Source organism: Streptomyces sp. WAC 04229 (genome assembly GCF_003947455.1).
In the GTDB taxonomy this organism is placed as follows: Bacteria; Actinomycetota; Actinomycetes; order Streptomycetales; family Streptomycetaceae; genus Streptomyces.
Genome location: NZ_QHJH01000020.1, coordinates 32,978 through 49,092 on the forward strand (window position 1 = coordinate 32,978; position 16,115 = coordinate 49,092).

At 72.7% G+C, this 16,115-nt stretch carries 11 protein-coding genes; 7 read left to right on the forward strand and 4 right to left on the reverse strand.

Going from position 1 to position 16,115, the window contains the following annotated elements; all coding sequences use genetic code 11:
- Positions 1 to 48 precede the first annotated feature (48 nt).
- The 5 genes from DMH12_RS08730 to DMH12_RS08750 all read left to right on the forward strand — a co-directional run bounded on the left by DMH12_RS08730 (position 49) and on the right by DMH12_RS08750 (position 6,802).
- Positions 49 to 1,647, forward strand: coding sequence for an FAD-dependent oxidoreductase (locus DMH12_RS08730; RefSeq protein ID WP_125490976.1), 1,599 nt, complete (start codon positions 49 to 51; stop codon positions 1,645 to 1,647).
- 100 nt (positions 1,648 to 1,747) lie between these two features.
- A complete protein-coding gene (locus DMH12_RS08735; protein ID WP_125490977.1) occupies positions 1,748 to 3,877 on the forward strand; it encodes a hydantoinase/oxoprolinase family protein in 2,130 nt (709 codons plus the stop codon).
- Positions 3,874 to 4,488 (forward strand): hypothetical protein, encoded by a 615-nt coding sequence (locus tag DMH12_RS08740; protein ID WP_125490978.1) that lies wholly within the window; start codon positions 3,874 to 3,876, stop codon positions 4,486 to 4,488. Before DMH12_RS08735 ends, DMH12_RS08740 begins: the two co-directional genes overlap by 4 nt.
- Positions 4,489 to 4,491: 3 nt before the next feature.
- Entirely contained in the window at positions 4,492 to 5,772 is a 1,281-nt protein-coding gene (locus tag DMH12_RS08745) for a TRAP transporter large permease subunit (RefSeq protein WP_125490979.1), read from the forward strand.
- Between the two features lie 25 nt (positions 5,773 to 5,797).
- Positions 5,798 to 6,802: a twin-arginine translocation signal domain-containing protein gene (locus tag DMH12_RS08750; protein WP_125490980.1), complete on the forward strand. Its 1,005-nt coding sequence runs from the start codon at positions 5,798 to 5,800 to the stop codon at positions 6,800 to 6,802.
- Between the two features lie 68 nt (positions 6,803 to 6,870).
- Here the strand turns inward: DMH12_RS08750 and DMH12_RS08755 are convergent, their stop codons facing one another.
- Together DMH12_RS08755 and DMH12_RS08760 are read right to left on the reverse strand one after the other, a co-directional pair.
- A complete protein-coding gene (locus tag DMH12_RS08755) occupies positions 6,871 to 8,445 on the reverse strand; it encodes an MDR family MFS transporter (protein WP_399186905.1) in 1,575 nt (524 codons plus the stop codon).
- 92 nt (positions 8,446 to 8,537) lie between these two features.
- Entirely contained in the window at positions 8,538 to 9,176 is a 639-nt protein-coding gene (locus DMH12_RS08760) for a TetR/AcrR family transcriptional regulator (RefSeq protein ID WP_125490982.1), read from the reverse strand.
- 318 nt (positions 9,177 to 9,494) lie between these two features.
- On the opposite strand from DMH12_RS08760, the gene DMH12_RS08765 reads away from it, so the two are divergent.
- The gene (locus tag DMH12_RS08765; protein WP_125490983.1) at positions 9,495 to 11,885 is read left to right on the forward strand and encodes a phosphoketolase; all 2,391 of its coding nucleotides are present in this window, start codon (positions 9,495 to 9,497) and stop codon (positions 11,883 to 11,885) included.
- On the forward strand, positions 11,882 to 14,257 hold the full coding sequence (locus DMH12_RS08770; RefSeq protein ID WP_125490984.1) for a glycoside hydrolase family 65 protein: 2,376 nt from the start codon (positions 11,882 to 11,884) through the stop codon (positions 14,255 to 14,257). The genes DMH12_RS08765 and DMH12_RS08770 overlap by 4 nt, the downstream gene beginning before the upstream one ends.
- Positions 14,258 to 14,269: 12 nt before the next feature.
- Here DMH12_RS08770 and DMH12_RS08775 read toward each other — a convergent pair whose 3' ends face one another.
- Both DMH12_RS08775 and DMH12_RS08780 read right to left on the reverse strand, forming a co-directional pair.
- A complete protein-coding gene (locus DMH12_RS08775; protein WP_125490985.1) occupies positions 14,270 to 14,716 on the reverse strand; it encodes a hypothetical protein in 447 nt (148 codons plus the stop codon).
- Between the two features lie 136 nt (positions 14,717 to 14,852).
- Entirely contained in the window at positions 14,853 to 16,115 is a 1,263-nt protein-coding gene (locus tag DMH12_RS08780; protein ID WP_125490986.1) for an arginine deiminase, read from the reverse strand.

Genomic DNA, 16,115 nt, shown 5'->3' on the forward strand with positions numbered 1-16,115 from the left:
CTCCCGTCACCCCACCCCCTGTACGAACCGCACCACCAGAGGAGCAGCGTGATACCGGAACCCGACATCCTCGTCGTCGGCGGCGGCCTCGGCGGCGTCGCCGCGGCCCTCGCCGCCTGCCGGGCCGGCCGCAGTGTCGTCCTGACCGAGGAGACGGACTGGATCGGCGGCCAGCTCACCAGCCAGGCCGTCCCGCCCGACGAACACCCGTGGGTCGAGCAGTTCGGCACCACCGCCACCTACCGGCGACTGCGCGAGGGCATCCGCCAGTACTACCGCCAGTGGTACCCCCTGCGCGCCGAGGCCCTCGCGCTCACCGACCTCAACCCGGGCGCCGGGCGGGTCAGCAAGCTGTGCCACGAGCCGAAGGTCGCCCTCGCCGTCCTGGAGGGCTTGCTCGCCCCGCACTTGGCGGCCGGACGCCTCACCGTCCTCACCGAGCACCGCCCCGTGGCCGCCGAGTCGGACAACGATGTCGTGCGCGCCGTCACCCTGGAGGACCTGCGCGACGGCACCCGCCGCACCGTCCCCGCCCGCTACGTCCTGGACGCCACCGAGACCGGCGAACTCCTCCACCTCGCGGGCGTCGAGCACGCCAACGGGGCCGAGTCCAGGGCCGAGTTCGACGAACCCCACGCCCCCGAGCACGCCCAGCCCGACAACCAGCAGGGCATCACCGTCTGCTTCGCCCTCTCCCACCACGAGGGCGAGGACCACACCGTCGACCGCCCCGCCGACTACGACTTCTGGCGCTCCTACCGGCCCGGCTTCTGGCCCGGCCCGCTGCTCGGCTTCGAGGCACCCGACCCGCGCACCCTGGAACCGGTGCCGCGCACCTTCGAACCCAACCCCGACCTCGACCCGCTGGCCGTCAGCGCCGACCAGAGCGCCGACGCGGGCGACAAGGAGCTGTGGGGCTTCCGCCGCATCCTCGCCCGCAAGCTCCACACCGACGGCGCCTTCGACTCCGACATCACCCTCGTCAACTGGCCGCTCAACGACTACTGGCTGAAGCCCTACATCGGTCAGGAGGCGGACGCCCTGCGCGAGGCCCGGCAGTTGTCCCTGTCGGTGCTGTACTGGCTGCAGACCGAGGCGCCCCGCCCCGACGGCGGCACCGGATTCCCCGGGCTGCGTCCGCGACCCGACGTGACCGGCACCCCCGACGGACTCGCCAAGGCGGCGTACGTCCGCGAGTCCCGCCGGATCAAGGCGGTCACCACCGTCACCGAGCACGACGTCGCCATCGACCTGGTCGGCCCCTACGGCGGCACCCGCCACCGGGACTCCGTGGGCGTCGGCAACTACCGCATCGACCTGCACCCCTCCACCGGCGGCGACAACTACGTCGACATCGGGTCGGTGCCCTTCGAGATCCCGCTCGGGGCGCTCGTGCCGCGCCGGGTGCGCAACCTGCTGCCGGCCGGCAAGAACCTCGGCACCACGCACATCACCAACGGCTGCTACCGGCTGCACCCGGTGGAGTGGAACATCGGCGAGGTCGCCGGAGCCCTCGCCGCCCACTGCCTCACCGAGAACGTCGAGCCGCACCAGGTGCAGGCCGAGGACAAGAGGTACGACGAGTTCGCCAAGGTCCTCGACCGCGGCGGTGTGCAGCGTCACTGGCCCGACGTCAGGGGCTACTGAACGACCCCGCGCGCGGGGGAGTTCGGGCGGGGCAGCTCCACCTGCCCCGCCCGGTGACCGCCCGCGCGCGGACCGACCCAGCACAAGGAGGTGCCCGGACATGACCACCCACCGCATCCGCGTCGGCATCGACGTGGGCGGAACCTTCACCGACGCCGTGGCGGTCGACGCCACGACGCTCCGGCTCGTGGGCCAGGTGAAGGTCCCCACGAGCCACCATCACGAGGACGGCGTCGCCCACGGCATCGTCGAAGCGCTCGACCGGCTGCTGACGCAGACCGGACACGCACCCGCCGACGTCGCCTTCCTGGCACACGGCACGACCCAGGCTACCAACGCCCTGCTGGAGGGCGACGTCGCCACCGTCGGCCTGCTCGGCATCGGCACCGGCGGCGGCACGTACTTCACCCGCCGCCTGGCCTCGCTCGCCAAGCTCGAACTCACGCCCGGCAAACGGCTGCCGCTGCACTACGCGCACGTGCCCGACCCCGACGACGCCACCGCCGTACAGACCGCCGTCGAACGGCTCACCGCGGCCGGCGCGAAGGCGCTGGTGGCCAGCGAACCGTTCGGCGTCGACCGGCCCGAGGGCGAGACGGCGGTCGCCGAGGCGGCCCGCGCCACCGGCCTGCCGACCACCGCGGCCCACGAGATCACCTCGCTGTACGGACTGCGCAAGCGCACCCGCACCGCCGTGGTCAACGCGGCGATCCTGCCCCGCATGCTGGCCACCGCCGACCTCGTCGACGCCTCCATCACCAAGGCGGGCGTCTCCGCGCCGCTGATGGTGATGCGCTGCGACGGGGGAGTGATGTCCCTCGACGAGATGCGGCGCAGGCCCCTGCTGACCGTGCTGTCGGGTCCCGCGGCCGGGGTGGCCGGGGCGCTGATGCAGGAACGCGTCAGCGAGGGCGTGTTCCTGGAGACGGGCGGCACCTCCACCGACATCAGCGTCGTCAAGCGCGGCAAGGTCGCGGTCCGCCACGCCACCATCCTCGGCCGCACCTCGTACCTCAACGCCCTCGACGTGCGCACGGTCGGCGTCGGCGGCGGCTCCATGGTGCGCGTCTCCGGCGGCCGCGTCACCGGCACCGGACCACGCAGCGCGCACATCGCGGGCCTGCCGTACGCCTGCTTCGCCGACCCGGCCGACCTGCGGGACGCGACGCTCACCACGATCAGCCCGCTGCCCGGCGACCCCGCCGACTACGCGGTGCTCGACGCCGCGGGCGGCCGGTTCGCGCTCACCATGACCTGCGCCGCCAACGCGCTCGGCCGGGTCCCCGAGGGCGACTTCGCGCACGCCGACCCCGGCACCGCCCGTGCCGCCCTGGCCCCGCTCGCCGCCGCCCTCGGCACCGACGTCCCCACCGCCGCCGCCCGGCTCCTGGACGCCGGGACCGACCAGGTGAAGGCCGTCGTGGACGACCTGGCCCGCGAGTACCGCCTCGACACCGACACCGCCGTCCTGGTCGGGGGAGGCGGCGGCGCGGCCTCCGTCACCCCGCACCTGGCCGACCGCACCGGCATGACCGGCCGCATCGCCCGGAACAACGAGGTCATCAGCCCCATCGGCGTCGCCCTCGCCCTGGTCCGCGAACAGGTCGAGCGGATCGTGCCCGGCGCGACCCAGGAGCAGATCCTCGCCGTCCGCGCCGAGGCCGAACGCGCCGTGGTCGAACAGGGCGCCGCCGCCGACGGCGTCGAGGTCGAGGTCACCGTCGACCCGCAGACCAACGTCGTACGCGCCATCGCCACCGGCGCGACCGAGCTGCGCACCCAGGACCGGGCCCACCGCGCCGACGACGGGGAACGGCTGCGCCTGGCCGCCACCAGCCTCAGGACCGAGCCGTCCGAGGTGGACGTGCTCGCGGGCACCCCCGCGCACACCGTCTACGGCACCGAGGTGCACCGCCGCTTCCGCCCCGTCCGCCACCCGGTGCGGGTCGTGGACGCCGACGGCGTCGTACGCCACCACGCGGCCGACGCCCGGGTCGAGGCGACCACCGTCGCGAGCGCCCCCGAGGTGCTGGCCAAGCTGGTGACCGAGGCCACCTCCTACGGCGACGGAGGCGTCCGCGCCCCCGCCGTGCGGCTGCTGGTCGGCTCCCGCATCGCCGACCTCTCCGGCGTCCTCGACCCGGCGCCGCTGCTCGCCCTCGCCCGGAGCGAGCTGCGCTCCCGCGCCGCCGACGAACCCGTCGTCGCCGTCCTGGAGGTGCGGGAATGACCGTCCAGGACACCCTCGCGACGGCCGACCCCGCCGCCACCGACGACATCGGGTGGGCGGTACGGCTGCTGGCGGCCACCCCCACCCACGAGCACCGCGACCCGGAGCTGCTGCGCGACTGGGCCCGCACCGCCGACGCGTTCGGTTCCGCCCTCGCGCCCGTCCCGTGCGCCGCGAGAGTGGTGGAGAGCGACGGCGGCCTCGCACACGGCCTGCTGGCCCGCTACACCTCCAGACCGCCCACGGTCGAGCTGTACGCCGACACCATCGCGCTCGCCGAACGCGTCGTCGACGCCCGCGGCTGGCGCGCCTGGTACCCGGCGGGCTCCGTACGGGCCGCGGCCCTCGCCCACGAGGCGGTGCACGCCCACCTCCACCACGGCCCCGCCCGCGCCGCCCTGAAGCGCGCCCTCGGCCACCACGCCCTGCGCCTGGGCCGGCTGCGGGTGCCCGGCCACGTCGCCGGCGCCGAGGAGGTGGCCGCGCACGCCTACGCCCGCACCGTCTGCGGACTCGGCCGCAGCCCCCTGCTGCTGACCGCCGCCCTGGCCGCCGAGGCCGAGACCGGAAACCTCCCCTCACCTGCACGTGACGCAAGAAGAGAGAACTGACCCATGGGTGTCGTCATCCTCCTCGTCATGGCGGCCGGCGTCGCCGCGATGCTCACCCGCAAACTCCCCACCGCCTTCGCCCTAGTCCTGCTGGCCGTGGTCATCGCCTTCCTGTCCGGCGCCCCGCTGACCGGTGAGAACAGCGTCCTGGACACGGTCCTCCAGGAGGGCGCCCCGGCGCTCGCGGCCACCATGGTCGCCATCATCCTCGGCTCCTGGCTGGGCAGACTGCTCGACGAGACCGGCATCGCCGGCACCCTCGTCCGCAAGATCGTGGAGTTCGGCGGAGACCGGCCCACCGTCGTCGCCCTCGGCGTCCTCGCCGTCTCCGCGCTCGTCGGCACGGTCACCGGATCGGCGCCCGCGGCGATGCTGGCCGGCATCATCGGCATTCCCGCCATGGTCGCCGTCGGCGTGCCCAAGGTGACGGCGGCGGGGACCGTGCTGATGGGCATCGCGGTCGGGGTGCCCTTCGAACTGCCCGTCTGGCAGTTCTTCTCCACCGCGCTGGACCTGCCGGTCGACACGGTGCGCGGCTTCATGGTGAAGCTGTTCCCGTTCGCGCTGGTCGCCGCCGTCGCCTACGTGGTGATCGAGAACCGGCGGCGCGGCACCGAGCACGCCTGGTCCCTCAAGTCGGTGAGCGCCCGGCCGCCGTCGCGCCGCGAACGCCTCGGCGACGCGCCCTGGTACGCGCTGCTCGCCCCCGCCGTCCCGCTGGTGCTGGCCCTCGGCCTGGAAGTGGCCATCATCCCCTCCCTGCTGGCGGGCGTGCTCTACGCGCTGGTCACCACCACCCGCCCCGGCGAGATGAACAAGCGGCTGCTGCGCACCCTGTACGGCGGCTTCGAAGTGGCCGCGCCCCCGCTCGCCCTGTTCGTCGCGATCGGCATCCTGCTCGCCGCCGTCAAACTCCCCGGCGCCGTCGAGGCGCTGGAGCCGCTGATGAAGGCGGTCAGCCCGCAGAACCCGGTGGTGTTCGTCCTCGTCTTCACCCTGCTGGTGCCGCTCTGCCTGTACCGCGGCCCGCTGAACGTCTTCGGTCTCGGCGCGGGCATCGCGGGAGTCCTCATCGCCACCGGCATCTACCCGGCCGTCGCCGTCCTCGGCATGGCCACCTCGTACAACCAGGTCTTCGGCGTCGCCGACCCGACCAGCACGCAGACGGTGTGGGCCGCCCAGTACGCGGGTGTCGGCCCGCAGCAGGTCATGGTCCGCACCCTGCCCTATGTGTGGCTGGTCGCCCTGGGCGGCATGTGCGTCACCGCCGCCCTGTACCTCTGACCCCTCCCTCCCCCCAGGAGTCGACATGCACGAGCCGCACCTCGACCGCCGTCTGTTCCTGAAGGGCACGGCCGTCACCGGCGCCGCCCTCGCGCTGGGCGCCACCGCCGTACCCGCCGCCTCCGCCGCGCCCGGCGGCTTCCCCGACTACACCCACGTCCGCACCCTGCTGACGCCGTCCCAGCTCGCCTACAACCCCACCGGCGAGATCATCTTCCCGACCGTCCGCGGTGTCTACGACCGGCTGCCCGCGAGCGGCCGGCTGGGCCGCTACTACCTGTACTACGCCCCGCACGACGCCCCCGGCGGCATCTGCCTGGCCTACGGCGACTCGCTGGAGGGACCGTTCACGGAGTACCCGGACAACCCGATCGTCTCCCACAAGTGGGCGCCGCACTACTCCGTCAGCCACGTCTCCTCACCGCACGTCATGTGGAACGCGGAGGAGCGGGAGATGTGGCTGTACTTCCACGGGGAGAACACCACCACCCGGCTCGCCCGCTCCGAGGACGGGGTGAACTTCACCTACGACAAGGTGGTGCTGACCACCTCGATGCTGCCGTCCGGCACCACGGAGACCTCGTACGCGCGGGTCTTCCGGCACGACCTGCCCTCGCGCGGCGCCCGCTACGTCATGGTGTTCATGCTGAACAACACGACCAACCACCGCGACATCGGCTGGGGCTGGTCCGCCGACGGCCGCACCTGGACGTTCGCCCAGCAGCCCCTGGTGCGCCACGGCGACGTCGGCGCGGTCAACGTGGGCGGACCGCACCTGCTGCACCGGAACAACAGCACCTACGTCGTCTACAACAAGGACAAGGAGAGCGGCGGCGACCTGATGATCACCGAGGTAGGCAACGACTTCTCGCTCCGCAGGCACCTCGGCGTCTTCTACGACTCCCGCGGCTCCGCGCCGGAGAACGGCCGCGCCGCGGCGCCCTCATTCGGCACGGACGGCGGGGTGCCGTACATGGTCTACGAGGCGGGGGAGCGGCTGGCCGGATCGATCGCGATGGCCCGCGGCTGACACACCCGCGCCACGGCGAAGGGGCCGCCCGTCCGAAGCGGACGGGCGGCCCCGTGGGGTCGGCCGGGTCAGGCGACGGGCGCCGCCGGGTCCTTGCCTGCCGGAGCGGTGTCCGTCCCGCCCGCCTCCTCGGCCAGGCGCTCCATGCCGCTGGTGGTCTTCAGCGGCTTCTCCTTGATGAATACGACGGCGACCAGCGCGAGCACCGCGAACGGCGTGGCGATGAGGAACAGGTCGGCCGTGGCGACGGCGTAGGCGTGCTCGACGATCGTCCGCATCGGTGCGGGCAGCGTGGACATGTCCGGGACGCTGCTCTCGCCCGACGCCTCACCGCCGGGCACGGTGATGCCCGCGCCGCTGAGTCCCTTGGTCATCTCGCTGGCGACCCGGTTGGCGAGGATCGCGCCGAGGACGCTGACCCCGATGGTGCCGCCCATGCTGCGGAAGAAGGACAGCACGGAGGTCGCGGCGCCCAGGTCGGCGGCGGGCACGTCGTTCTGAGCGGCCAGCACCAGGTTCTGCATCAGCATGCCGACGCCGACGCCGAGCACCGCCATGTAGAGGCTGAGCAGCCCGAAGTGCGTCTTGGCGTCGATGGTGGCCAGCAGCGCGAGGCCGACGGCCATGGTGACCGCACCCGCCACCAGGTACCGCTTCCACTTGCCGGTCCGGCTGATCACCTGTCCGGCGACGGTGGACGACACCAGCAGGCCGAGGATCATCGGCAGGCTCATCAGACCCGCGACCGTCGGCGACTTGCCCAGCGAGACCTGGAAGTACTGCGAGAGGAAGACGGTCCCGCCGAACATGGCGACGCCGACCAGGAGGCTGGCGACCGTGGTCAGGGTGACGGTGCGGTTCTTGAAGATGTCGAGCGGGATGACCGGCTCGGGCGTGCGGGCCTCGACGAAGACCGCGGCGACCAGCAGCAGCACACCGCCACCGGCCAGCGCGGCGGTCTGCCAGGAGGCCCAGTCGAACTCGTTGCCCGCCAGGGACACCCAGATGAGCAGCGCGCAGACACCGGCGACGATCAGGAAGGCGCCGAGCCAGTCGATGCGCACCTCGCGCCGCGTGGTCGGCAGGCTCAGGGTGCGCTGGAGCAGGGCGATGGCGAGCAGCGCGAAGGGGACACCGATGAAGAAGCACCAGCGCCAGCCCAGCCACGACGTGTCCACCAGGACACCGCCGACCAGCGGTCCGGCCACCGTGCCGACGGCGAAGACGGCGCCGAAGATGCCGGCGTACTTGCCCAGCTGGCGGGGCGGGATGACGGAGGCCATCACGACCTGCGCGAGGGCGGTCAGACCGCCCGCGCCGATGCCCTGCACGACCCGGCTGAAGATCAGCAGGCCGACACCGTGAGAGAAGCCGGCCAGCAGCGAGCCGACGACGAACATGCCGAGCGACAGCTGGAGCAGCAGCTTCTTGTTGAAGAGGTCGGACAGCTTGCCCCACAGCGGGACCGTCGCGGTCATCGCCAGCAGTTCGGAGGTGACGACCCAGGTGTAGGAGGACTGGCTGGCGCCCAGGTCGGCGATGATCGTGGGCAGTGCGTTGGCCACGACCGTGCCGGCCAGGATCGCGACGAACATGCCGGCCATCAGACCGGACATGGCCTGGAGTATCTGCCGGTGGGTCATCGAGGTGGGAGGCGCGTCGGCGGGCGCCTGGGGTGTGGTCACGACATCTCTTTCGGTGGTGGTGGTGGTGGGGCGCGAGCCCGGCGCGGAGGCTACGCGGAGGGTGCCGGCAGGCCGGCGGCGAGGAGGGTGAACACCTCGTGGAAGACGTCGATGAAGGCGGCTTCCTGCTGATGGGCGGACCAGTGCTCCACGCTGGTCCGCACCGCGGCGCCGGCCACCGCGGCCAGCAGCCGCGGGTAGAGACCGGACGCGGCCTCCTCGGCGCCGGTGCCGCGGAGGCGTTCGGCGAGCGCGTCGGCCAGATCGGCCTCGGCCGCCATGTGGGCGCCGACGCCGCGGGCCAGGAGGTGCGGCGAGGCGTGCAGCACCTCGGCGTGCAGTCGCCACAGCTCGTGCTGCTGCTCCGCCTCGGCCAGCTCCGCCGCCATGGCCTCGCGCAGGGCCTCCAGCGGGGAGAGTGCGGCCGGCGCGTCCAGGACGGCGCGCCGCATGCGCGCCCCCGCGTCCGCGTCGATCACGACGAAGGCGTCGTCACGCGTGTCGAAGTAGTTGAAGAACGTGCGCACCGACACCCCGGCCGCGGCGCTGATCGCCTCGACGGTGACCTTCTCCGCCCCGTGCTCGGCGGCGAGGCGTACGGCTGCCTCGGCGAGGGCGGCACGCGTCGCCCGCTTCTTCCGCTCTCGCAGACCGCCTCCCGCGGCACTCTTCTCCGACATAAGTTGCATGGTATGCAAAGATGCACGGTATGCAAAATTGACTCGTGGTTCAGCCCGCGTCGCCGCTCTTTGTCACAGACCATGAACAACTTGTGTGTCCAGAGGCGAAGTTGAGGTACACCGGGCAGCAGCGCGGCCGTCACCGGGGTCGGCGCCGGTGACGGCCGCGCTGCTCGCGTCCGCGCGCGCTCCCGGTACTCCGTCCGGAACGCGACGTGACCCGAACGGCCCGCTCGGGTACCCGGCCGGTCGGCGCGGGGTTGGGATGTGCACCGGACCCCGCGCCCTCGCCGCCCGACCGCTGTCCCGACCCGGAAAGGACCCCCGATGTCCGCCGACACGCAGCAGGCGCCCCCCGGGCCCACCGACGAGGAGCTCGCGGGCCTGGACGCCCACTGGCGCGCCGCGAACTACCTCTCCGTCGGTCAGATCTACCTGATGGCCAACCCCCTGCTGGCCGAACCGCTCCGCCCCGAGCACGTGAAGCCCCGGCTGCTCGGCCACTGGGGCACCTCACCTGGACTCAACCTGGTCCACACCCACCTCAACCGCGTGATCAAGGCGCGCGACCTCGACGCGCTGTGCGTCTGGGGTCCCGGCCACGGAGGGCCCGCCGTGCTGGCCAACGCGTGGCTGGAAGGGTCGTACAGCGAGACCTACCCGAACGTGGGCAGGGACGCGGCGGGCATGGCCCGGCTGTTCCGGCAGTTCTCGTTCCCCGGCGGGGTGCCGAGCCACGTGGCACCCGAGACGCCGGGCTCGATCCACGAGGGCGGCGAGCTGGGCTACTCCCTCTCGCACGCCTACGGCGCCGCCTTCGACCACCCGGACCTGCTGGTCGCCTGCGTCATCGGCGACGGGGAGGCGGAGACGGGCCCGCTGGCCACCTCCTGGCACTCCAACAAGTTCCTCGACCCGGTGCACGACGGGGCGGTCCTGCCCATCCTGCACCTCAACGGCTACAAGATCGCCAACCCGACGGTCCTGGCCCGGCTCCCCGAGGGCGAACTCGACACGCTGCTGCGCGGCTACGGCCACGAACCGCTCCACGTCACCGGCGACGACCCCGCAGCCGTCCACCGCGCCATGGCGCGGGCCATGGACACCGCCCTGGACCGCATCGCCGCCATCCAGCGCGCCGCACGGGAGGGCGGGGCCACCGACCGCCCCCGCTGGCCGATGATCGTGCTGCGCACGCCCAAGGGCTGGACCGGACCGGCCGAGGTCGACGGAGTGCCGGTGGAGAGCACCTGGCGCGCCCACCAGGTCCCCCTGTCCGGCGTCAGGACCGACCCGGACCACCTCGCGCAACTGGAGCGGTGGCTGCGCTCCTACCGGCCCGAGGAACTCTTCGACGCCACCGGAGCCCCGCGGCCCGCCGTCCTCGCCGCGGTCCCGGAGGGCACCCGGCGGCTGGGCGCCACCCCGTACGCCAACGGCGGCCTGCTCCTGAAGGAGCTGCCCCTGCCCCCGCTGGAGAAGTACGCCGTGACCGTGGACGCGCCGGGCGCCGCCACGCACGAACCCACCGCCGTCCTCGGCGACCTGCTCCGGGACGTCATGGACGCCACCGCGGACCGGCGCGACTTCCGGCTCGTCGGCCCCGACGAGACCGCCTCCAACCGCCTCCAGGCCGTCTACGCCGCCAGCGGCAAGGCATGGCAGGAACGGACGCTGCCCGTCGACGAGGACCTGGACCGGCACGGCCGCGTCATGGAGATCCTGTCCGAACACACCTGCCAGGGCTGGCTGGAGGGCTACCTCCTCACCGGACGGCACGGCCTCTTCTCCTGCTACGAGGCCTTCGTCCACATCGTCGACTCGATGGTCAACCAGCACGTCAAATGGCTGCGCGTGACCCGCCGCCTGCCCTGGCGGGCACCGATCGCCTCCCTCAACTACCTGCTCACCTCCCACGTCTGGCGTCAGGACCACAACGGCTTCTCCCACCAGGACCCCGGCTTCGTCGACCACATCCTCAACAAGAGCCCCGAGGCCGTACGGGTCTACCTGCCGCCGGACGCCAACACCCTGCTCTCCGTCGCCGACCACGCGCTGCGCAGCCGCGACTACGTCAACGTGATCGTCGCCGGCAAGCAGCCCTGCTTCGACTGGCTGTCCATGGACGAGGCGAAGGCGCACTGCGCGCGCGGAGCCGGCGTCTGGGACTGGGCCGGCACCGAGGACGGCGGCCGCGAACCCGACGTGGTGCTCGCCTGCGCCGGTGACGTCCCGACCCAGGAGGTGCTGGCCGCCGCCCAGCTCCTCCGCCGCCACCTGCCCTCGCTCGCCGTGCGCGTGGTCAACGTCGTGGACATCGCCCGCCTGCTGCCCAGTGGCGAACACCCGCACGGCATGAGCGACTTCGAGTACGACGGCCTGTTCACCGCCGACAAGCCGGTGATCTTCGCGTACCACGGGTACCCCTGGCTGATCCACCGGCTCGCCTACCGGCGCACCGGCCACCCGCACCTGCACGTGCGCGGCTACAAGGAGGTCGGCACCACCACCACGCCGTTCGACATGGTGGTCGGCAACGACATGGACCGCTACCGCCTCGTCATGGACGTCATCGACCGGGTGCCCGGCCTCGCGGTGCGCGCCGCGGACGTACGGCAGCGGATGGCGGACGTACGGCAGCGGCACCACGACTGGATCCGCGAACACGGGGTGGACCTGCCCGAGGTCGCCGACTGGAGCTGGGAGGCCCCGCGGTGACCGCCACCCCGTCGACCTGGGACTACGACCACTACGCCGCCGCCGAGGAGCGGCTGCGCGAGTCGCTGTGCACGCTGGGCAACGGCTACTTCGCCACACGCGGCGCGCTGCCCGAGTGCCCCGCGGACGACACGCACTACCCGGGTACCTATGTCGCCGGCTGCTACAACCGGCTCACCTCCACGGTTGCCGACCGCGAGGTGGAGAACGAGGACATGGTCAACCTCCCCAACTGGCTGCCCCTGCGGTTCAGGCCCGCGGGGGAGGACTGGCTCACGCCGGACACCGCCGAGGTCCTCGACCACCGCCAGACCGTACACCTGGACTCGGGGGTGCTGGAGCGCCGCACCCGCTTCGGCCTCGGCGGGGGCCGCGTGCTGTCGGTGCGGCAGCTGCGCCTGGTCCACATGGCCGATCCCCATCTCGCCGCCCTGCGCACGGAGTTCACGTCCGAGGGCGGCCCGGTCGACCTGGAGGTGGAGTCGGCCCTCGACGGCGGCGTCACCAACTCCGGGGTACCGCGCTACCGGGACCTGGACGGCAGCCACCTGATCCACGTGCACACCGGCAGCGCCGACGACGGCACCGTGTGGCTGCGCTGCCGCACCCGCACCTCGGACATCCGGGTGGGTATGGCGGCCCGCACCACCGCCGAGGCGCCCGTCGCCCCGGCACGCGAGCACCTGTGCGTCACCCAGCGCACCAACCCGCGCACGGAACCGGGCCGCACCGTCACCGTCGACAAGATCGTGGCCCTGCACACCTCACGCGACCCGGCGATCAGCGACCCGCTCCAGGCAGCGATCGACCGGGTGGCCGCCGCCCCCGGATTCGACGAACTGCTGCTGACGCACCGGACCGCCTGGGGCCAGCTGTGGCGCCGGGCCGAACTCGACGTCCCCGGTGAGGCGGGCAGCATCCTGCGCCTGCACCTCTTCCACGTACTCCAGACCCTCTCCCCGCACACCGCCGACCTCGACGTGGGCGTACCCGCGCGCGGGCTGCACGGCGAGGCCTACCGCGGGCACGTCTTCTGGGACGAGCTGTTCGTCCTGCCCTACCTCAACCTCCACTTCCCCGAGGTGTCCCGGGCCCTGCTGCACTACCGGCACCGGCGCCTGGAACGGGCCCGCGCCGCAGCCCGCGCGATCGGCCGGCGCGGCGCGCTCTACCCCTGGCAGAGCGGCAGCGACGGGCGGGAGGAGACGCAGCAACTGCACCTCAACCCGCACTCCGGCCGCTGGCTGCCGGACCACACCCACCTCCAGCACCATGTGGGCTCGGCGATCGCGTACAACGTGTGGCAGTACTGCGAGGCCAGCGGCGACGCCGAGTTCCTGCACACCAAGGGGGCCGAGACACTGCTCCAGATCGCCCGCTTCTGGGCCGACTCCGCCGTCTGGGACGACGGGCTGGGACGCCACCGCATCCGGGGCGTCGTCGGCCCCGACGAGTACCACGAGGCCTACCCCGGCGCCCGTCTCCCCGGCCTCGACGACAACGCCTACACCAACGTCACCGCCGCGTGGGTCCTCACCCGCACCCTGGAGGTCCTGGCCGGCCTCCCCGAACCCCGCCGCCGCGAACTCGTCGAACGCACCGCCCTGGGCGACGGCGAACTCGAGCAGTGGGACAGCGTCTCCCGCACCCTCCACGTCCCCTTCCACAACGGCGTCGTCAGCCAGTTCGAGGGCTACGGCGACCTCGCCGAACTCGACTGGGACGGGTACCGCGAGCGCTACGGCGACATCCGGCGCCTCGACCGCGTCCTGGAGGCCGAGAACGACAGCGTGAACAACTACCAGGCGTCCAAACAGGCCGACGTGCTGATGCTGGGCTACCTGTTCTCGCCGGCCGAACTCCTGTCCCTCTTCGGCAGGCTGGGCTACCACCTGGACGAGGAGACCTGGCAGCGCACCGTCGACTACTACCTGGCCCGCACCAGCCACGGCTCCACCCTCAGCGGACTGGTCCACGGCTGGATCCTGGCCCGCGCCCGGCGCGCCGAGGCCTGGACCTTCTGCCAGGAGGCACTCAAGGGCGACGTCGCCGACCTCCAGGGCGGCACCACCGGCGAGGGCGTCCACCTGGGCGCCATGGCGGGCACCCTCGACCTCGTCCAGCGCTGCCTGACCGGCCTGGAGACCCGTGCGGGCGCCCTGTGGCTGAACCCGGTGCCGCTGCCGGAGCTGTCCTCGTACGGGTTCTCCATCCGCTACCAGGGCCACTGGGGCGTCCGGTTCCGGCTGGAGCACGGCCGGCTGGAGATCGCGGTACCCGAGTCCGGACCGCTGCCGATCGACGTACGGCTGCCGGACCGCGAGGTGCGGCTCCAGCCGGGGGACACCTGCCGGCTCGCGCTCCCCGACTGACGCCGGGGGCCGTCAGCCCGGCAGCGGTTGGGTCACCGTGCGCGGCGACCCGTCCGGCCTGCCGTCGGTGTAGGTCAGGGTGATCCGGCTGAAGTGCCGCTCGCCCGGGTCCCCGGCCGAGGCCGTGGGCCGGTCGAGCCGGACGGTCACGGGGTAGGAGCGGAACGCGCCCGTGGCGCAGTCGGGGACGCAGTCGTTGACCGCGTTGCTGCCCCGGCCCGCCGCGGCCTCGGCGTCCCAGCGGTACCAGTGCATCGACACCAGGCGGCTGTTGCCGTCCCCGCAGGCCAGGATGAACGTCCCCGGCCGGACCTCCGGCTGCCCGGCGCAGTCCACCAGTACCGGGTCCGCCGTCTGCCGGGCCGGCGCCGGCGGTGCGGCGGTGGCCGTGCCCAGGGGTACTGCGAGCGCGGCGGCGGCACACAGCGTGACCGCGGCCCTCATCGGGTTCCTGCCCATGTCTGCTCCCAGCCGTCTCGGGGTCGCTTGTCTCCGCTCTCCTTTCCCCGTACGACCGTACGGCCGGGCCATGGATCGCACCACTCGTACGGAGTACCGTGACCGCCCGGCGGCGGGCGCCCGTCGCGCCCCGGGGTCAGAAGTCCACCGGATCACGTACCAGTGGACAGGTCATGCAGTGACCCCCGCCCCGGCCGCGGCCCAGTTCCGCGCCCACGATCGGGACGACCTCGACGCGGGCCTCGCGGAGCAGGGCGTTGGTGGCGGTGTTGCGGTCGTAGGTGAAGACCACGCCCGGTTCCACCGCCACGGCGTTGTTGCCGCTGTCCCACTGCTGGCGTTCGGAGGCGTAGGCGTCGCCGCCCGTCTCCACCACGCGCAGCGCGGACAGGCCGAGCGCCTTGGCGACGACGTCGGTGAAGGGGGTCGTGCCCTCGTCGACGACGTCGAAGCCCGGTGCCCGGTCGGAGGGGCGCAGCGAGAAGGTGTGGACCCCGTCCATGATGCGCGGATAGAGGGTGACCACGTCGCGGTCGGCGAAGGTGAACACCGTGTCCAGGTGCATGGCGGACCGCAGCTTCGGCATCCCGGCGACCACGACGTGCTCGGCCGCGCCGTTGCGGAACAGCGCGCCCGCGACCTGGGTGATCGCCTGGCGCGAGGTGCGCTCGCTCATGCCCATGAGGACGACGCCGTTGCCCACCGGCATGATGTCCCCGCCCTCGAAGGTGGCCTGCCCCCAGTCGCGTTCGGGGTCGCCCCACCACACCGTCGAGCCCCTGAAGTCGGGGTGGAAGGTGTAGATCGCCTTCATGAGCAGTGTCTCGTCGTGCCGCGCGGGCCAGTAGAGCGGGTTCAGGGTGAGTCCGCCGTACAGCCAGCAGGTGGTGTCGCGGGTGTACAGGGTGTTGGGCAGCGGCGGCATCAGGTACTCGCGCGCCCCGGTCGACTCACGGGCGAGCGCGAGGTACGGCGAGCGGAAGTCCTCGGGCAGGTCACCGGTGGCGAGACCGCCGACCAGGTAATCCGCTAGTTCGCGGGGCGACAGGGTCTCCAGGTAGGCGCGGGTGGCGTCGACGAGGCCGACGCCGACCCGGTTGGCGACGATCTTCCGGTCCAGGAGCCATGCCTTGGCCTCCGGGACCGCCATGATCTGCGCCAGCAGGTCGTGCAGTTCCACCACCTCCACCCTGCGCCGGCGCAGTTCGCCGACGAACGCGGCGTGGTCGCGCTGGGCGTTCTCCACCCACATCACGTCGTCGAAGAGCAGGTCGTCGGAGTTGGTGGGGGTGAGCCGCCGGTGCGCGAGACCTGGCGAACACACCAGGACCTTGCGCAGTCTGCCGACCTCGGAGTGGACGCCGAGCGCGGGCTGCGCGGCGCTCTCGTTGCTGGTCAC

What these genes read in the sequence shown, in the direction of transcription:
- DMH12_RS08740 (WP_125490978.1), top strand. Translation starts at nt 3,874, where the DNA reads ATGACCGTCCAGGACACCCTCGCGACGGCCGACCCCGCCGCCACCGAC.
- DMH12_RS08775 (WP_125490985.1), bottom strand. Translation starts at nt 14,716, where the DNA reads ATGGGCAGGAACCCGATGAGGGCCGCGGTCACGCTGTGTGCCGCCGCC.
- DMH12_RS08750 (WP_125490980.1), top strand. Translation starts at nt 5,798, where the DNA reads ATGCACGAGCCGCACCTCGACCGCCGTCTGTTCCTGAAGGGCACGGCC.
- DMH12_RS08745 (WP_125490979.1), top strand. Translation starts at nt 4,492, where the DNA reads ATGGGTGTCGTCATCCTCCTCGTCATGGCGGCCGGCGTCGCCGCGATG.
- DMH12_RS08760 (WP_125490982.1), bottom strand. Translation starts at nt 9,176, where the DNA reads ATGCAACTTATGTCGGAGAAGAGTGCCGCGGGAGGCGGTCTGCGAGAG.
- DMH12_RS08735 (WP_125490977.1), top strand. Translation starts at nt 1,748, where the DNA reads ATGACCACCCACCGCATCCGCGTCGGCATCGACGTGGGCGGAACCTTC.
- DMH12_RS08765 (WP_125490983.1), top strand. Translation starts at nt 9,495, where the DNA reads ATGTCCGCCGACACGCAGCAGGCGCCCCCCGGGCCCACCGACGAGGAG.
- DMH12_RS08755 (WP_399186905.1), bottom strand. Translation starts at nt 8,445, where the DNA reads ATGACCCACCGGCAGATACTCCAGGCCATGTCCGGTCTGATGGCCGGC.